This is a genomic window from Kribbella sp. ALI-6-A (assembly GCF_001984195.1).
Taxonomy (GTDB): domain Bacteria; phylum Actinomycetota; class Actinomycetes; order Propionibacteriales; family Kribbellaceae; genus Kribbella.
Map to the genome: position 1 here is coordinate 349,108 of NZ_MTQN01000010.1, position 15,926 is coordinate 365,033.

Genomic DNA, 15,926 nt, shown 5'->3' on the forward strand with positions numbered 1-15,926 from the left:
CTTCTTGCGACACACCGTCCCACCTGCCCCACCTGACCCGTTCGGGGTCTTAGCGTCGTCGCATGGGGACGACAGGGCTGATCTATGTGGCGATCGTCGCCGCGTGGGCTGCCTACCTCGTCCCGATGATGCTCAAGCGCAACGACGAGGCGAGCAGGCGCCGCTCGGCGGAGGCGTACTCGTCGTCGGCCGCGCGCGTGCTGTCGCGAGCCGACGGGACCCGCGCCCGGTACGTCGTACGGTCGCCGGGCACGGGAGTGACCACACCGGCCGGGACGACAGTGACCGGTACGTCGGCCCACGGCGCGATGGTCACCGCGACCGGGACACCAGTGGCCGAGCCGCCACCGCCTCGCTACATCCCCAACCGAGCCCGCCGGGTGGCCGCCATGCGCCGCCGGCGGGTCCTGTCGATCCTGACCCTGTCGCTGCTGTCGATGACGGCACTGGCCGGGCTCGGGATCCTGCTGTGGTGGAGCGTGTCGATCCCGGCGGTACTCATCGTCGCGTTCATCGTCCTGACCCGGGTGCAGCTGCGTCGTCAGGCTCGTGAGCGGGCCGCGCTGGTGGCCGCGCGACGTGCTCGGGCTGCCGCGCGTCACGACCGGGGGCCGGCGGTGGCTCCGCCGTCGTCGCCGGACAACGAACTGACCGTCGAGGTCCAGTTGCCGGTCGCCGAGCCGCCGGTGGTGAAGCCCGAGACCAAACCGATCTCCTCCGAAGGCCTGTGGGACCCGGTGCCGGTGACGCTGCCGACGTACGTGCTGAAGGAGAAGGCCCCCGACCGCACGGTCCGCACGATCAACCTGTCCGGCCCCGACGTCTTCTCCTCGGCCCGCATCGTCGAGCCCGAACCGACGGCCCCGCCGATCGTGCCCGACGAGGTCGCCGAACCCGAGGTCGAACCGGAGATCAAGCGCGCCGTCGGCGACTGACACCGCCCACGGCACCCCCCTGCCCGTCGCTCCCAGCGGCGGGCAGTCGTGTGTCCGCCGCCACCTCGCCACACCCCGAATCCGATTTCAGCTCCACCCCACCACCGTGTTAGAGTTTCGCGGTCGCAAGGCACCACCGCGACGAAGATCTGGGGCTGTGGCGCAGTTGGTAGCGCGTCTCGTTCGCAATGAGAAGGTCAGGGGTTCGAATCCCCTCAGCTCCACCAGGCAACAAAGAACCCGCAGGTCGTCCTGACCTGCGGGTTCTCGTATTTTCAACCGGTGCGAGCGGGGGACTGGCACAGCGTTGACTCCGACACTCGAATCCACTTGGCTACTTCACTGCTGGTGAGGATCTCCTCCACCGTTTCCAGCTGGTCACCACCGACCACCAGGGTCGGCGGCAGGCGGACTCGCCCGGGCGGGTCGATGCTTGGCGAAGCGCCTAGGGGAGCCCGGCTTCGTACGCGGCGATCACGAGATGGACCCGGTCGCGAGCGCCCAACTTCGCCAGGATGCGGGCCACGTGTGTCTTGGCGGTCAGCGGGCTGACGACCAGTTCGTCCGCGATCTCCTGGTTGCTTCGGCCGGCGGCGACCAGCCGAAGCACCTCGCGTTCGCGCGCCGTCAGGCTGGCCAGCCGCTCCGGCGTAGGAGCGTCCGGGCGACTCAGTGCACGGGTGATGACCGCCCTGGTCGCGCCGGGCGACAGCAGCGACTCCCCCGCCGCGACAGTGCGGATGGCGTCCAGCAGCGCGTCCGGACGGGTGTCCTTGGGCAGGAATCCACACGCCCCCGCGCGAAGGCCCCGCAGTACGTTGGTGTCTGTCTCGAACGTGGTCAGGATCAGCACCTTGCTGCTCGATCCATCGGCAGCGAAGATCTGCCGGGTCGCCTCGATGCCGTCGGTGCTCGGCATCCTGATGTCCATCAAAACGACATCGGGGCGCAGGTCCCGGGTCAGCCTCACCGCCTCGTCGCCGGTGCCGGCCTCGCCGACGACCTCCATGTCGTCAGCGGAGTTGACCAGCAGCGCGAACGCGCCGCGTACCAGGGCCTGGTCGTCGGCGAGCAGGACCCGGATCACGACGGCACCCGCCAGATCTCCGGCAGCGGCAGGCTGGCCCGTACCTCGAATCCTCCGGACTCGCCCGGGCCGGCGGACAGTTCGCCGCCGACGGCCTGTGCTCGCCCTCTCATCCCGGCGATCCCGAAGCCGGCCGGCGTCACGGTTGAGCTCGGGCGCGCGGGCCCGTGATCGATGACCGCGATCTGCAGCCGGCGGCCGTGCTGGCCGAGTCGGACGGTCGCGTGCTTGGCCGTCGAGTGTCGAATGACATTGGTGAGCGACTCCTGGATGATCCGATAGGCCACGACGGACACCGTCGACGGTAACTCGTCCGGGAGCCCGTCAGCTTCCACGTCGACCCGGACATCAGCCGCCTCGGCCATCTCCACCAGACGCTGCAGCTCGCCGAGGTGAGGCGCCGGCTCGGTTGGCTCCGCCTCGCCACCATGCAGCACGTCCAGAACGGCACGCAGCTCATGGAGTGTGGCTCGGCTCGTGTCCGACAGGTTGTGCAGCGTGCTGGACAGCTCCTGCAGCGACGCATCCCCGCGCGTCGGTAGCTGGTCGATCAGGTGCGCAGCGACGGACGCTTGGACGTTCGCGACCGCGAGGCCGTGCGCCAGGACGTCGTGCAGCTCGGCAGCGATCAGGACCCGCTCCTCGGCGACCCGCCGCTCGACCTCGTCGGCGCGCTCCTGCTCGACCCGCGCGGTGACGGCGGCCTTCCAGTTTTCATGGAAGCGGACCGCCAGCCCAGCGAAGAAGGCCATCAGCAGCCAACCGACGCCGAGCAGAGCATCGCCAGGTGCCCCCGACGCCTCGTCGGCGAGGACCGGCACGGTCACCGCGGCCACCGCCAGCAGGACGGCGGCGGCCCGCCGCGGTGGCGCGCTGTAGCGCGCCGCCGCGAACGCCGCCACAAGCGAGGCAGGCATCGTGGCCTCATGGGGATAGTCGAGGATGTGGTAAGGCGTCGACACGGCGAGGACCGCGAGGACGACGAGGATCGGCCGGCGACGGCGAGCCAGCAACGGCGCCGACATCGCGCCCAGGAGCGCGATCGCCCACAGATCCACGCTGCGCTCGCCGTCGAAGTCGACCGCCTGGAGCGTGATCGCGACGACGACGCCGAGCACGAACGCCGCCGCCGCCAGCAGCCGATCGGCTACTGACGGACGGAGCGCCATCATCGTTCACACAGTGTCATCGACACGTTCCTGTCCCGTGCGCCAGAGCTTGCTGGGCCACCAGATCCGCGAACCCAGCGACATCGTCAATGCGGGAACCACGATGGACCGCACCAGCAAGGTGTCGATGAGCACGCCGACGGCGACCAGTATCCCAATCTCGACGAGCATGACGAGCGGTAGCGTGGCGAGCACCGCGAACGTCGCCGCGAGCACCACGCCGGCCGAGGTGATCACGCCACCGGTCACCGCGAGGCCACGCTTCGTGCCCTCGACAGTCCCGTGCCGGGCGGCTTCCTCACGGACCCGGGTCATCAAGAAGATGTTGTAGTCGACCCCGAGTGCGACCAGGAAGAGGAACCCGATCAGCGGCACCGACGACTCCAACCCGGCGAAACCGAGCACCTGGTCGAACAACAGGTTGCACAGTCCGAGGGCTCCGAAGAACGACACCACGACGGTGGCGACCAGGACCAGCGGAGCCACGATCGCCCGCAGCAGCAGCCCGAGGATGGCGAGCACCACCAGCAGGATCAGCGGCATCACCAGATTGCGGTCGCTCTTGTTGGTCTCGGCCTCGTCAAGCCTTTCGGCACTCGGCCCACCGACCAGTACGGCGTCGCCGGCGACCTTGTGCACGCGCTCCCGCAGCCGCTTGATCGTCGCCGTCTCACCCGCGCTGTCCGGCGAGTCGACCGGGATCACGGAGATCTCCACCCAGTCGGCACTGGCCCGGTCGACCTCGGCTTCGGCAACCCCCGGGGTACTTTCGACGGCGGCCAGGACCTCGCGGCTCTGGGCCGGCCGACTCATCACGGTGAGCGGCTGACCGCTCTGATCGGGGTAGCGCGCCTCGATCAGCTTCGCCCCGGCCACCGACTCCGGGGTCGAGCGGGCGAACTGGTCCAGCTGCGGAAGCGAGCCGCTGGCACCTACTGTGCCCAGCGCGAGAGCGCCCAGGATGACCAGCGGCACCGCCCAGCCGGCGACGCGGCGGCGAGCAACCAGCTCGCCAAGCCGAGCCCACCGAGAACCGGATGCGTGTGCCTCAACCCCGACTCGCGGCACGAACGGCCAGAAGACCCGGCGCCCGAGCACCACCAGCAGGGCCGGGAAAAGCGTCAGCATGACGAGCAGCGCGGACGCGATGCCCGCCGCACCCACCGGGCCAAGACCGCTGATGCTGTTGAGATCCGCGGCCAACAGGCACAGCAGGCCGGCTGCCACGGTCGCCGCCGAAGCCAGGATCGCCGGGCCGGCCCCACGTAGCGCCGCCAGCATCGCGTCGACCGGCCGCTCGTAGGTGTGTAGCTCCTCGCGGTAGCGAGACACGAGAAGCAAGGCGTAGTCGGTGCCCGCGCCGAAGACCAGGACGATCAGCAGCGCCGAGCTCATGCTCGTCACGGTGATGTCGAAGATCTGGGTGAGTGCGTAAACGACACCCATCGCCGTGATCGCCGCAACCCCGACCGACGCGAGCGGGACCAGCCACAGCAGCGGACTGCGGTACGTCAGGATCAGCAGGACCGCCACCACTACGGCGGTAGCGAGCATCAACGTAGCGTCGACGGCATCGAAGACCTCGTCCATATCGGCACCCAGCGCGCTCGGACCGGTGACATAGGCCTTCAGGCCGTTCGGCCGGTCGGCGAGAAGGGCACGCGCCTCGGCGGTGGCGCGGGCCTCCTCGGCGACCGCCTCTCGGCCGAGCGGCAGCGCGTACATCAGGGCTGTGCCGTCGGCGGAGTCGACGATCTCGGGCGGTGCGGCGGTGTCGTTGCCGAATCGCTTCGCCAGCTCGGTGTGGCCGCGTACGACCGCCTCCCGATCGCCCGGTCGGAGGCCGTCGGGTCGCTCGTACACGACCACGAGCAGGCCGCTCTCGCCGCCGGGCAGCTCGGCCTCGGCCAGGAGCACCTTGGTCGACTGGGCGCTGGCCGGCAGGTAGTCGGCCTGGCCATCGCGGGTCACCGAGTCGAGTTTGCCGGCGAGTGAGAGCCCGGCCACCGCCAGCCCGACCCACACAGCCACCATCAGCCACGGCAGCACGGTCTTGGTCCGTGATCTCTTCGGTCTGGTATCGGCACCGGACTGGTCGGGCGCCAGTAGTTCAGAAGTCATGGAGATCACGCTGTCAAGCCGGCGGCGTTGACGCGTCTGGCCACGGCAGACACTTCGCCGTACTCCGCACGGAGTACGACGGACGGCTGGGCAGGCGGCTAGCGCGGGCTGGGTTGCGGATCCGCTGACACGTGAGAGAGCAGCTCCTGGTGCCGACAAGGCTCATCCCGCGGTCGGCGGGACTCAGTCATCGGTCGACTGCACTCGTCGGGTCGTGGCGTACCGCGCGGCGATGGTGCGGACGGCTTCGTTGACGACCTCCGCGATGCGCTGGGCGTCCACGTCCCAGCCCGGCACGAGCAGTGTCGGCCAGAAGACGTAATTGGAGATCATGCCGAGGAACTGCGTGGCGGTCAGGTCCGGGTCGTCGACGTGTACGGTGCCCGCGTCGTGTTCGGCCGCCAGGTAGCGGCGTACCGACTCGAAGTACGGCAGCTTCCCGTGGGCGAACTGCGCGTTCGCGAGCTCAGGAAACCGTGGCAGCTCGGCGATGACGATGCGGAACAGGTCGGTCATCTGGGGTCGGCTCAGCAGGTCGGCGTACCGGCGCCCGAGGGTCGTGAGGCCCTCGACGACGTCGCCGGTCGGCGGTGGCTCCTGCTCGTCGGCCGCTGACCAGGCCTCGGTGACGATGGCGTCGAACAGGGCGGCCTTGGTGGGGAACTGCTTGAACAGGGTGGCGCGCGAGACTCCGGAACGCTCCGCGATCCGCGCGAGCGAGGTCCGGTCGTACCCGAGCTCGAGGAAGAGTGCGGTCGCTGCCGTCATGATCTGCCCGCGCTTCTCCTGGGCCACGCGCTGGTGGTAGGTCGGGCGGACGTCGGTCATGGCCGAAGTGTACGAGGTGAGTGGCTTGACTCACCACTCTTGCGCACTTAGGGTCGAATCAGAGGTGAGTGACTCGACTCACCACCGGCAGCGAAGGAAGACTGATGACCCGTTTCGACAACCAGACCGTGCTCGTGACCGGCGGGTCCGGCGGCCAGGGTGCGAGCCACGTCCGCGCGTTCCACGCCGAGGGCGCGAATGTCGTGGTCGGCGACATCGACGTCGAGCGCGGAGCGGCGCTCGCCACGGAGCTCGGCACCCGCGCCTGCTTCACGAGGCTCGACGTCACCGACGAGACGTCGTGGTCCGCCGCGGTCGAGGCTGCGGAGGAGACCTTCGGCGGCCTGCACGTGCTCGTCAACAACGCCGGCGTCCAGAACCCGCCGGCGCCGATCGAGCACACGGAACAGGCGACGTGGACGCGCATCCTGGACATCAACCTGACCGGCACCTTCCTCGGCATGAAGGTCGCCGCACCGGCCCTGCGCCGCGCGGCCGGAGGAGCGATCGTCAACATCGCGTCGACGATGGGCGTCGGGGGCACGGCGTACTACGCGCCCTACGTGGCGAGCAAGTGGGCCGTGCGAGGGCTCACCCGCACCGCCGCGCTCGAGCTCGGCCGCGACGGCATTCGTGTGAACACGATCCATCCCGGCGTGATCGCGACCTCGTTCATCACCGAGCCGGCGGCCGGCGCCACGGCCGCGATTGCCGACTACTTCTCGCCGGAGCCGTTCGCGATCCCCCGGCTCGGGCAGCCCACCGACGTCACCCAACTCCTCCTGTTCCTCGCCTCCGCGGAGGCCTCGTTCATCACGGGGTCGGAGTACGTCGTCGACGGCGGACTCCTCCTGGGTCCCGCTCTGCAGGCCGAGCCCGCATGAGCAGCAAGCACCCGGCTGGACGGCGCGACTCGGCACCGGACGAGTCGTTGTCGCACCTGCCCGCACACGTTCGACGGGCCATCGAGATCACGCCCGCGGCAGGCACGCGCGAACGGATCATCGACATCACGACCCGGGGACGCCGCACGGGCCGCCCGCGCCGTCTCGAGATCTTCTTCTACCGAGCCGCCGGGAGGACCTACCTGTGCAGCGGTGCTGGGGGAGGCGCCACCGACTGGCACGCGAACCTGCTCGCCCACCCCGACTTCACCTTCCACCTGAAGAACGGCGTCCGTGCGGACCTCGCCGCACGGGCCACACCGGTCACCGACCCGGACGAGCGGCAGGCGGTGCTGGCCGAGATCGTCGCGGACCTCAACCAGCCTCACGACCCTGGCACGATCCGGCCGACCCGGCTCGAGGACTGGGCGGACAGCAGGCTGATGCGTGTCAGCTTCCGCTATCGGCCCTGATTGCGGAGCCCCTCGACCGGCGGACCACTCCCAGGGAGCGTGGCGTGAACGACGGGTCGGTGGACGAAGGCTTCAGCCGGTGCGGCGGTCCTGGATGGATGTCGAACCTTCCCGAGGGGACGGCGGACCGCTGAACCACTCATCCTGAAAGGAACTTCCTCGTCTCGCGGCGGGACCTCAGTCTGACGAACCTCACCTGCGCGTACCGCGGATCGTTCATCGCTTCGGCGTACTCGCGTTTGGTGGGTGTATAGGTCCGCCAGGACCAGAGCAGGATCGATTTGGCGGGGTCTCGGCTGAGTTGGTCTCGGAGGCTGCCTTCGCGGTTGCCGTTCCAGAGTTCGACGCCGGAGATGATGCGGTGAATGGTTCGGCGGAGTAGTTGCCGTCGGCAATCCACGGGCCGGTGGCGGTGGCCGCGGCGACGCGGGCGGCGAACTCGTCTTCGTCGAGCTTGGTCCAGTTCGGTTGCCAGAAGATCGCGTCCAATTCGATGTGCGGGGCATCGAGGCGTTCGCTCAAGGCGCGGGCCACGGTGGACTTGCCGGAGCCGGCGACACCGATGACGACGACACGACGCATCGGCTGACGCTCTCACAGCGTTGGGTTGAAGCGGAAGGCGATCAGGACTGCAGGCTGATGACGACCTGGCCGGCGGGGACGGTGACGGTGGTGGTGCCGACGCGGAAGATCGTGGTGCCGTTGGCGCTGCCCAGGCATCGGAGGTCGGGGGAGCGGAGGGCGGCCGGCTGGGTCGTGGCCGTGCCGAGCCAGTTGGCGGTGCAGGGGCGGGACTCGATGTCGAGGACGCGGAGGCCGAGGAAGGTGAAGGGGCGGACGACCTGGCCGGAGGCGGCGGCCCTGGCGGCGTCGTTCACGGTGGACCAGGTGGTGAACAGGACGAGGCCCAGGAACGGTACTGCGAAGAGGCCGGCGAGCAGGGCGGATCGTTTGCGGCCGACGCTCATCGACGGGCGCTCGATCAAGGTGGCCGCGACTAGGGTGCCGAGCAGGGGGCTGCGTCGGCGGATGAGCTCGATGTCGGCTTCGGCGTTCGGCGTGGTCCGGCGCAGGAGGTGCTGCCCGAGGCGTTGCATGAAGTAGCTGTAGACGAGCAGCAGTTGCGAGTAGATGACGCCGACCGCGATCAGCGTGGCGGCCAGCGCGATCACGCCGCCGACCGCGCGCGAGATGATCGCCGTACGGTCGAGGCCGACGTCGCCTGGTTCGATGCCGAGGCGGGAGTAGAACCTGTCGTAGTAGACCGACAGGATCACGTAGAGCACGGCCGCCGCGGCGCCGCCGGCTTCGAGCAATGCCCGCAGGCTGATGCGGGTACCGGACGCGGGTGGTGTGGTGCGAAGGTCTCGGCGGCCCGCGATCGGGGTCAGCCCTCGGCGAGCTGCGGTCGGCGTACGGCGGCCCGCGGTGATGGCTGGGCCGGAGCCGTTCACGCCGGGAGTCAGGACGTTCATGGTGATCCCCCTTGTCGCCGGCGACGTCCCACCCCAGGACGTCACCAACAGGCACAGCCGCAGCGTGGCACGCCGGGGCCACCGCCGGAAAGAGCCAGGTGAAGAAACGGGGTTTCTGTAGAAGGTCTGGGGGTGGGGTGTGCCAGGGTAGGACGCGGTTGGGTGGGCGTGGAGGTGAGTGGTGTGAGGCAGCGCGTGGCCGCGGGGTTGTTCGTGCTGGCGTTTGCCATGGCTGGGGTGGCGGCTGGGCACGGGAATGCGGCGGAGGATCAGGTCGCCGGGCCGGCGCGGTGTGAGCTGCTGATGGAAGGGGCCTCGCCGGAGGCCGGGCGGGGCGACGGCGAGGAGCCGCCGTTGATGGTGACCAAGGAAGCGTCGGGGCTGGTGAAGGGGCATGTGCTCACGCCGGCGGCGTTCCTGATGGCTCGGTCGACGTGTCCCGAGGCGGGGATGTGGGAGAGCTGGCAGGGGAGTCAGCATCTCGACGGCGTGCAGTTCACCGGGTCGAATCTCGCGAAGGTCCACGTGTACGACGGGGACCCGCTCGGCCTGCGGACCTGGCGGGGGCCGAAGGGCGTGGAGTCGAAGCCGTTGGAGATGGACATCCGGCTCGGCACCGACATCCAGTCGATCGCGACCCTGCCGCAGGACGACGGCGGGGTCGAGGCGACGTACGTCGTACTGCGTTATTCGCCGGAGGCCAAAGGCCTCGTCCCGTACGGCGGAGTCGGCGTGAAGGTGGAGAAGCGCTGTGGCGGTGACTGGTCCGAGCTGGCGAAGACCACCACGGACGCCGAGCGCGGCGAGTTCACGGTCGCCGTACCGGCTGACGAGTGCGCCGAGCTCGAGCTTCGCGCGACCGCCGACGACGCCGAGGACACCTGGGGCCGGCCGGTTCCGCTCACGCTCTGATCGGAGGGCTGACCGTCACGCGAAGTCGTCGGGGTCGCCGAGGGTGATGCCGAGGGCCGCGGCCATCGCGAGCGTGACGGCCAGGGCGTCGATCGGCGACGAGTTGGCGATCGTGGCGCCGCCGAGGCTGGCGATTCCGCGGGTGCCGTCCCAGGTGCAGTCGACGAACACCGCGCCGTTCGCCTTCACCTGGGAGAACTCGGCGCCGGTCAGGTCGCAGTGGCGGAAGACGGTGCCGGACAGGTCGGCGGAGACGAAGTCGGCGCTCTGCAGCCGGCAGTCGGTGAACTCCGCCTTGACGAACTTGGCGAACCGGAACGAGCTGAAGTCGAGCACGCTGTCGCGCACTGTGGTGTGCTGGAGACTGAGTCCGGGGCCGGCGAAACCGGTCAGGCGGGATGAGGTGACCTGGACGCGGGTGGCCGAGGCGTCGGACCAGCGGGCGTTGGCGAGATCGCAGTGGTCGAGCACGAGGTCGACCAGGATCGCTTTCTCCAGCTCGGATCCGCCGAGATCACATCTGGTCAGGCGGCAGCCGCTCAGTTCCAGGTGCTCGGCTTCGAGGTCGCGGAGGTCGACGTCGTCCAGAGCGAGGTCGAGCAGGCGGTCCTCGTCGTCGATCTCGTCCACCGTGGGAGTTGCGCGCTCCAGGTCGGTTCGCAGGCGAGGTCCGGCGATCTTCTGTCCGCTCTTGGTCATCCGAGCACGGTATCCGGCGGCGCGGACAACCCGTGCGGACAGCGGGGGACCGGATCAGTCGATCGCCCGCGCCGCAGTCCCGATGATCGCCGCGTGCTCAGTGTCCTGCGTGACAGTGACGTCGAACTCGAACAGCTGCCGGACCAGATCGAAGGCACCCGAGATTGACCCGCCCAGCACGACGCGGGTGGCGCCGAAGCGGTCGAGCCATGGCGTGAGGGTTTCGGCGAGCACGGTGAACGCGTCCAGCAAGACCTGGTGCGCGCGAGTGTCGCCCGCGCGGGCAGCGTCAGCGACTTCTTTCACACCCGGAGCTTCGCCGTACGCCGCGAGGATGGCTCGGGCGGAGATCCAGTCCTCGAGGGGCTTGCCGCGATACGTCGTGCGGTAAAGCTCGCCGCCGGGTGGGACGGTGTCGCCGGTGCGGACAACACGGCCGTTCAGCAGGAACGCCGTGCCGATGCCGGTGCCGATGGTGACGCCGGCGCAGCGGTCGAAGCCCCGTAACGTCCCGGCGGTCCACTCGCCGACCGCGAACGCCTCGGCGTCGTTGACGAACACGACCCGGTCCAGATCCAGCAGGTCACGCAGGCTCTTGCCCAGGTCGTGCCCGTACAAGGAGTCGAACTTCTCGACGCCGCGGTACCACGCGATCCCGGTCTCGTAGTCGAACGGACCAGGCAATGCGAGCGCCAACCCGTGATCCAAGGGCAGCTGCGCAGCGGCCCGCCCGAGCTGGGCGACGATCTCCTCCGCCGAGGTCCGCGAGTCCAGCGGCGTCCGGCGCAGCGCCTCCACCTGCCAGCTCCCCGGCACCACGACCGCCGCCGTCACATGGCTGCCGCCGACCTCCAGCACGGCCACGCCCGCATCGTTGCTCATGACCCCCATCATTCCCGATCAGCACCCACGGCTCGGGACTCGCCACCGGGAGGATCGGCCGGCGCCCCGACGTCGAGCCTGTGGAACCATGGTTCGAAGGGCTCGCCCGGGGTACCTCTGGGCGGCCCGCCGCCCGAGGGACGAAGGTGATCCGGTTGCACGCCGAGAGCACGGCCACGTCCGGGGTCCTGGCGCTGAGCGTCGGGGTCGCGGTGGTGGGGCATGCGCTCGCCGGGGGAGCCGTCGCGACGGGGGTCCTGCCGCAGCTGCTAGCGCTCGCCGCGGCCTGCTGGTTGCTGGGTCCGCACCTGGCGGGCCGGCGTGACTGGGCCGTTGTCGTGCTGGCCGTCATCCAGCTCTTCGCGCACTTCGCCCTGGACGCCGCGCACCGCCCCGCTCCGATGGGATCCGGCCACGACCTGGCCGTCCACGGTACGGCGCCGATGGCGCACGGCGGAATCGCCGGTTCGCTGACCATGGCGACCGCCCACCTGGTCGTCCTGCTCGTCGGTGTCGGGCTGATCGAGCGGACCCATCAGTGGGTGCTCCGGGTACGGCGAATCGTCGCGCGCCTCGTTCCCGCGCTGCCCGCGCCGGTCGTCGCGTTGCCGGTTGCCGGTCGCGCGCTGGGCGTCACCAGGGCGGCACCCCGGCCAAGGCAGCGGTGGTCGACCTCGAACGTTTCGCGGCGCGGGCCTCCCGGCGTACGGGATCTGTCCGTGTTGTCCTGAACCGGTCGCGCTCACGCGGGACCGGGTCCCGTGCGTCCGCGAAAGGCTCACCATGTTCCCAAGAATCGCCCTGCGCGCCGCCGCGATCTCCGCGGCGTCCGCGCTGGTGCTGGTCGGAGCGGCGAACTCCGCCTCCGCCCACGTCACTGTCTCCTCACCCGACGCCAAACCCGGCGGCTACGCGAAGCTGGTCTTCCGGGTGCCGACCGAGTCCGACACCGCCAGTACGACGAAGCTGGTCGTCTCGTTGCCGAAGGATCATCCGTTCGCGTCGGTCGGGGCGCAGGTGAAGGACGGGTGGAAGGTGGTCAAGACGACCGAGACCCTGCCTTCGCCGGTGAAGGTCGGCGACGTCACGCTGACCAAGGCGATCACCACCGTCACCTGGACGGCGGCCGGCCCGGGCATCCCGGCCAACGACTTCGACGAGTTCGCGCTGTCGGTCGGGCGGCTGCCGGAGGGCGTCGACTCGTTGAGCTTTCCGGCGGAGCAGACCTACAGCGACGGTGAGGTGGTGAAGTGGGCGGAGGTCGCCGCGAACGATTCCGACAAGCCCGAGCACCCGGCGCCGTCGCTGAAGCTGGCCGCCGCGATCACTCCGGTGGCCGCGACGACTGGCGACGACGATGACGACGAGGCGGGCTCGGACGTGCTGGCCCGGTCGCTCGGCGGAGCCGGTCTGCTGCTGGGGCTGATCGCCCTCGGACTGGCGCTGCGCCGCCCTCGTAGCGGGGCAACAGACGCCCCGGCTGCTGCCTCCGGCGCGGGATCGTCCGCGGGCTCCGGAACCGAGGCCAAGTAGCCGTGCGACCGCGAGCCCGATCCCACGCGCCGCGCCTGCGCAGAGCGGTCGCTGTCCTGGCCGCGTCGCTGCTCGTCCTGGTGGGTTCCACCGGGACGGCGGCGGCGCACGCCAAGCTCGACTCGATGACGCCCGGCGACGGTACGACGATGGCCGTGCCGCCGACGCAGGTGGTGCTGACCTTCAACGAGCCGGTCGGCAGCACCGGCGCCGAGCTGCAGGTGAAGTCGCCGAGCGGCGTGAACGTTGCCTCCGGCGCGATCCAGGTGGTCGACAACACCGTCACGCAGCCGGTCGGTGCGATGGTCGAGACCGGCCGGTACCAGGTCGACGCCCGGATCGTGTCGGCCGACGGCCACCCGATCACCGTCACCGCGTCCTTCACCGTCACCCACGCCGGTCACGACCCGAACCAGCCGGTCACCCCCACCGCGAACACCGACGGCGGCAACTCCAACGTCGTCACGATCATCGCGATGTCCCTGGTGATGCTGGTCGTGGTCGCGCTGGCCGTCGTCATCGTCCGCCGCCGCCCGGCCGCATGAACAACGCGCCGCTCGGCCCGCCACGCGAGGGCGACGCCGTCGACTCGTCCGCGCCGGCGGGCCTCGCGGGCCGGCTGGTGCTCGGGGTAGTTGCCTCGGGCATCGTCGTGTTGGTGGTGGCGCTGCTCGCCGCCGGAGGTGCGCCGAAACCGTTGCCCGGTGGACTGACCGGCGCGAGCATGCCCGTGTCCTGGGCGGTGCCCGTACTGCGGCTGATCGCCGACGCCGCGGCGGTCGTCTGTGGTGGCGCGGTGCTGGCCGCCGTACTGTTGCTGAAGGCGGACGACGGCGGAAAGCTCGGACAACAAGGGCTTCGAGCGGCTCAGGACGCGGCAGTGGCAGCCGGGGTCTGGGCAGTGGCGAGCATCGGCGGCTTGATCACCACCGCGTCGGTCATCCTCGGCGTTCCGCTCGCGCACCTGTCGTCGCACGCGGAGCTGGCCGGATCGCTCGACCAGGTACGTGCCTTGGCCGTCGTGGTCGCGCTGACCGCCGTACTGGCTGTTGTGCTCAGCGGCTGCCACACCGTCGCGACCGCACGAGTCGCCCTGGTGTTGACGGCCGCGGCACTGATCGGCCCGTTGCTCACCGGGCACGGCGCGATCGAGCGGACCAACCCCTGGTCGGTGCTCGCGACCGGCTCGCTGGTCGTCCACGTCTTCGCGGCGGTCGCGTGGATCGGTGGGCTCGGTGCGTTGGTCCGCTACACCCGCGACCGCCCCGCGATCGAGACTTTCAGCCGCCTCGCGCTGGTCTGCGCCGTCACGATCGGCGCGACCGGCCTGCTCACCGCCGAGATCCACCTCGGCGGCCGCGAGGAGGGCTGGGGACTCATCACCCAGTGGGTGACCACCGGGTACGGCGCGCTGGTGTTCGCGAAGGCCGTCGCGTTCGCCGTACTGGTCGCGATCGGGTGGTGGCACCGCCGCGCCACGTTGCCTGCGCTCGCGGACCGGCCCGCGCTGTTCTACCGGCTCGCCGCGGTCGAGCTGCTGGTGATGGCCGGCACGGTCGGCCTGGCCGTCGCGCTGTCCCGGACGCCCTGATCGGCGTACGACAATCGGTGATTCGTCAACAGTCTCGTATGCTGGCTGGATGGCAGAGGTGCGGTGGCTGGACGCGCGCGAGGCGCGGGTGTGGCAGACCTACCGTGACGCGCACCGGGAGTTGCTGGCGGCACTCGAGGCCCGGATGACGGCGAACGGCGGTCTGTCCGCGGCCGACTACGCCCTGCTGCACCCGCTGTCGACCTCCGAGGACGGCATCCTGCGGACCCGCGAGCTCGGCCGCTCGGTCGGCTGGGAGCGCAGCCGGTTGTCCCACCAGGTCAGCCGGATGGAGAAGCGCGGCCTGGTGGTCCGGGAGGAGTGCCCGTCCGACGCTCGCGGCTCGATGGTCCGGATCACCCCGGCCGGGCGCGCGGCGATCGAGGCCGCGGCGCCGGACCACGTCGACGCCGTCCGGAGCTACTTCTTCGACCACCTCTCCCGCGCGGAGCAGGACCAGCTGGCGGGTCTGCTCGACCGGGTGCTGCAGGCTCTGCCGCAGCGTGATCTGTGCCGCACCGACGGCGCGGCCGACGTCGACGACTGACGCGACGCTGGCGTTTCCGCAGGTCAGAGCACCTTTCGGGCGCCTTCTGGCGCGCCGGCCCCATCCGCTCGACCTCATGCGGAACGGGCAGGGAAGACTGTGGGTTGACATGTCATCCAAGAGTGCTATTTTTGGTGATGTATCACCAACACCCCTCTCTTCGAAGGACCTGACATGCCCAAGATCGCGATCATCCTCGGCAGCACCCGCCCGGGCCGCAACGGCGAGGCCGTGGCCCGCTGGGTGCTCGACATCGCCAAGCAGCGCGGTGACGCCGAGTACGAACTGGTCGACATCGCGGAGTACAAGCTGCCGCACCTCGACGAGGCGATTCCGCCGTCGATGGGGCAGTACACCCAGCCGCACACGCTGGCCTGGGCGGAGAAGATCGCCTCGTTCGACGGCTTCGTGTTCGTCACCCCGGAGTACAACCACTCCACCTCGGGCGCGCTGAAGAACGCGATCGACTTCCTGTTCGCCGAGTGGAACAACAAGGCCGCCGGCTTCGTCAGCTACGGCTCCGTCGGTGGCGCCCGTGCGGTCGAGCACCTGCGCCTGGTGATGGGCGAGCTGAAGGTCGCGGACGTCCGCGCCCAGGTCGCGCTGTCGCTGGCCACCGACTTCAAGAACTACAGCGAGTTCGCCCCGGCCGACTACCACGTCGCCGAGGTCGGCGCGATGCTCGACCAGGTCGTCGAGTGGAGCGGCGCCCTCGCCCACCTGCGCCAGCCGGCCGCCGTCTGATCTTTCTCTCGGTTTTTCGGCCCCGCGCCGAGATACTCCCCCGTTC

Annotated in this window: 18 protein-coding genes and 1 tRNA gene; 11 read left to right on the top strand and 8 right to left on the bottom strand. The window is 70.0% G+C overall.

What is annotated here, in order from left to right; genetic code table 11:
• Nucleotides 1-62: 62 nt before the first annotated feature.
• Nucleotides 63-935: a divisome protein SepX/GlpR gene (gene sepX / locus BWI15_RS15995; RefSeq protein ID WP_077015209.1), complete on the top strand. Its 873-nt coding sequence runs from the start codon at nt 63-65 to the stop codon at nt 933-935.
• A 151-nt stretch (nt 936-1,086) separates the two neighbouring features.
• A tRNA-Ala gene (locus BWI15_RS16000) sits at nt 1,087-1,162 on the top strand.
• A gap of 218 nt (nt 1,163-1,380) precedes the next feature.
• On the opposite strand, the gene BWI15_RS16005 is transcribed toward BWI15_RS16000, so the two are convergent.
• The 4 genes from BWI15_RS16005 to BWI15_RS16020 form a co-directional block, all read right to left on the bottom strand.
• Nucleotides 1,381-2,022 (bottom strand): response regulator, encoded by a 642-nt coding sequence (locus BWI15_RS16005; protein WP_077015210.1) that lies wholly within the window; start codon nt 2,020-2,022, stop codon nt 1,381-1,383.
• Nucleotides 2,019-3,194: a sensor histidine kinase gene (locus tag BWI15_RS16010; protein WP_237771299.1), complete on the bottom strand. Its 1,176-nt coding sequence runs from the start codon at nt 3,192-3,194 to the stop codon at nt 2,019-2,021. The genes BWI15_RS16005 and BWI15_RS16010 overlap by 4 nt, the downstream gene beginning before the upstream one ends.
• A 3-nt stretch (nt 3,195-3,197) precedes the next feature.
• The gene (locus tag BWI15_RS16015; RefSeq protein ID WP_077015211.1) at nt 3,198-5,312 is read right to left on the bottom strand and encodes an MMPL family transporter; all 2,115 of its coding nucleotides are present in this window, start codon (nt 5,310-5,312) and stop codon (nt 3,198-3,200) included.
• Nucleotides 5,313-5,495: 183 nt separating this feature from the next.
• On the bottom strand, nt 5,496-6,140 hold the full coding sequence (locus BWI15_RS16020) for a TetR/AcrR family transcriptional regulator (RefSeq protein ID WP_077015212.1): 645 nt from the start codon (nt 6,138-6,140) through the stop codon (nt 5,496-5,498).
• Nucleotides 6,141-6,244: 104 nt separating this feature from the next.
• On the opposite strand from BWI15_RS16020, the gene BWI15_RS16025 reads away from it, so the two are divergent.
• Together BWI15_RS16025 and BWI15_RS16030 are read left to right on the top strand one after the other, a co-directional pair.
• Nucleotides 6,245-7,024, top strand: a complete 780-nt coding sequence (locus tag BWI15_RS16025) for an SDR family NAD(P)-dependent oxidoreductase (RefSeq protein WP_077015213.1) — start codon at nt 6,245-6,247, stop codon at nt 7,022-7,024.
• The gene (locus BWI15_RS16030) at nt 7,021-7,497 is read left to right on the top strand and encodes a nitroreductase/quinone reductase family protein (protein WP_077015214.1); all 477 of its coding nucleotides are present in this window, start codon (nt 7,021-7,023) and stop codon (nt 7,495-7,497) included. The genes BWI15_RS16025 and BWI15_RS16030 overlap by 4 nt, the downstream gene beginning before the upstream one ends.
• A 216-nt stretch (nt 7,498-7,713) precedes the next feature.
• Here the strand turns inward: BWI15_RS16030 and BWI15_RS38835 are convergent, their stop codons facing one another.
• Together BWI15_RS38835 and BWI15_RS16035 are read right to left on the bottom strand one after the other, a co-directional pair.
• Entirely contained in the window at nt 7,714-8,079 is a 366-nt protein-coding gene (locus BWI15_RS38835; RefSeq protein WP_143465627.1) for an AAA family ATPase, read from the bottom strand.
• Nucleotides 8,080-8,120: 41 nt separating this feature from the next.
• Nucleotides 8,121-8,972, bottom strand: coding sequence for a hypothetical protein (locus BWI15_RS16035; RefSeq protein ID WP_077015215.1), 852 nt, complete (start codon nt 8,970-8,972; stop codon nt 8,121-8,123).
• 183 nt (nt 8,973-9,155) lie between these two features.
• Here BWI15_RS16035 and BWI15_RS16040 point away from each other — a divergent pair, with 183 nt between their 5' ends.
• Nucleotides 9,156-9,884, top strand: coding sequence for a hypothetical protein (locus tag BWI15_RS16040; RefSeq protein WP_143465629.1), 729 nt, complete (start codon nt 9,156-9,158; stop codon nt 9,882-9,884).
• A 15-nt stretch (nt 9,885-9,899) separates the two neighbouring features.
• On the opposite strand, the gene BWI15_RS16045 is transcribed toward BWI15_RS16040, so the two are convergent.
• Together BWI15_RS16045 and BWI15_RS16050 are read right to left on the bottom strand one after the other, a co-directional pair.
• Nucleotides 9,900-10,583 carry a pentapeptide repeat-containing protein gene (locus BWI15_RS16045; RefSeq protein WP_077015217.1) on the bottom strand — a complete coding sequence of 228 codons (684 nt, stop codon included), beginning with the start codon at nt 10,581-10,583 and terminating at the stop codon, nt 9,900-9,902.
• A gap of 54 nt (nt 10,584-10,637) precedes the next feature.
• The gene (locus tag BWI15_RS16050) at nt 10,638-11,465 is read right to left on the bottom strand and encodes an ROK family protein (protein ID WP_077015218.1); all 828 of its coding nucleotides are present in this window, start codon (nt 11,463-11,465) and stop codon (nt 10,638-10,640) included.
• A 146-nt stretch (nt 11,466-11,611) separates the two neighbouring features.
• Between BWI15_RS16050 and BWI15_RS16055 the strand changes: the two genes are divergently transcribed.
• The 6 genes from BWI15_RS16055 (at nt 11,612) to BWI15_RS16080 (ending at nt 15,880) form a co-directional block, all read left to right on the top strand.
• Nucleotides 11,612-12,196 (top strand): hypothetical protein, encoded by a 585-nt coding sequence (locus tag BWI15_RS16055; RefSeq protein ID WP_077015219.1) that lies wholly within the window; start codon nt 11,612-11,614, stop codon nt 12,194-12,196.
• 52 nt (nt 12,197-12,248) lie between these two features.
• Nucleotides 12,249-12,998, top strand: coding sequence for a YcnI family copper-binding membrane protein (locus BWI15_RS16060; protein WP_077015220.1), 750 nt, complete (start codon nt 12,249-12,251; stop codon nt 12,996-12,998).
• Between the two features lie 2 nt (nt 12,999-13,000).
• Nucleotides 13,001-13,543, top strand: coding sequence for a copper resistance CopC family protein (locus tag BWI15_RS16065; protein WP_237771300.1), 543 nt, complete (start codon nt 13,001-13,003; stop codon nt 13,541-13,543).
• Entirely contained in the window at nt 13,540-14,589 is a 1,050-nt protein-coding gene (locus BWI15_RS16070; RefSeq protein ID WP_237771301.1) for a copper resistance D family protein, read from the top strand. Before BWI15_RS16065 ends, BWI15_RS16070 begins: the two co-directional genes overlap by 4 nt.
• A gap of 49 nt (nt 14,590-14,638) precedes the next feature.
• Nucleotides 14,639-15,136 carry a MarR family winged helix-turn-helix transcriptional regulator gene (locus BWI15_RS16075; protein WP_077015221.1) on the top strand — a complete coding sequence of 166 codons (498 nt, stop codon included), beginning with the start codon at nt 14,639-14,641 and terminating at the stop codon, nt 15,134-15,136.
• A gap of 174 nt (nt 15,137-15,310) precedes the next feature.
• On the top strand, nt 15,311-15,880 hold the full coding sequence (locus BWI15_RS16080; RefSeq protein ID WP_077015222.1) for an NADPH-dependent FMN reductase: 570 nt from the start codon (nt 15,311-15,313) through the stop codon (nt 15,878-15,880).
• The last annotated feature ends 46 nt before the right edge of the window (nt 15,881-15,926 follow it).

Coding starts and splice junctions, on each gene's coding strand:
- sepX (WP_077015209.1), top strand. CDS start 63: ATGGGGACGACAGGGCTGATCTATGTGGCGATCGTCGCCGCGTGGGCT.
- BWI15_RS16010 (WP_237771299.1), bottom strand. CDS start 3,194: ATGATGGCGCTCCGTCCGTCAGTAGCCGATCGGCTGCTGGCGGCGGCG.
- BWI15_RS16015 (WP_077015211.1), bottom strand. CDS start 5,312: ATGACTTCTGAACTACTGGCGCCCGACCAGTCCGGTGCCGATACCAGA.
- BWI15_RS16020 (WP_077015212.1), bottom strand. CDS start 6,140: ATGACCGACGTCCGCCCGACCTACCACCAGCGCGTGGCCCAGGAGAAG.
- BWI15_RS16025 (WP_077015213.1), top strand. CDS start 6,245: ATGACCCGTTTCGACAACCAGACCGTGCTCGTGACCGGCGGGTCCGGC.
- BWI15_RS16030 (WP_077015214.1), top strand. CDS start 7,021: ATGAGCAGCAAGCACCCGGCTGGACGGCGCGACTCGGCACCGGACGAG.
- BWI15_RS38835 (WP_143465627.1), bottom strand. CDS start 8,079: ATGCGTCGTGTCGTCGTCATCGGTGTCGCCGGCTCCGGCAAGTCCACC.
- BWI15_RS16035 (WP_077015215.1), bottom strand. CDS start 8,972: ATGAACGTCCTGACTCCCGGCGTGAACGGCTCCGGCCCAGCCATCACC.
- BWI15_RS16045 (WP_077015217.1), bottom strand. CDS start 10,583: ATGACCAAGAGCGGACAGAAGATCGCCGGACCTCGCCTGCGAACCGAC.
- BWI15_RS16050 (WP_077015218.1), bottom strand. CDS start 11,465: ATGAGCAACGATGCGGGCGTGGCCGTGCTGGAGGTCGGCGGCAGCCAT.
- BWI15_RS16060 (WP_077015220.1), top strand. CDS start 12,249: ATGTTCCCAAGAATCGCCCTGCGCGCCGCCGCGATCTCCGCGGCGTCC.
- BWI15_RS16070 (WP_237771301.1), top strand. CDS start 13,540: ATGAACAACGCGCCGCTCGGCCCGCCACGCGAGGGCGACGCCGTCGAC.
- BWI15_RS16075 (WP_077015221.1), top strand. CDS start 14,639: ATGGCAGAGGTGCGGTGGCTGGACGCGCGCGAGGCGCGGGTGTGGCAG.
- BWI15_RS16080 (WP_077015222.1), top strand. CDS start 15,311: ATGCCCAAGATCGCGATCATCCTCGGCAGCACCCGCCCGGGCCGCAAC.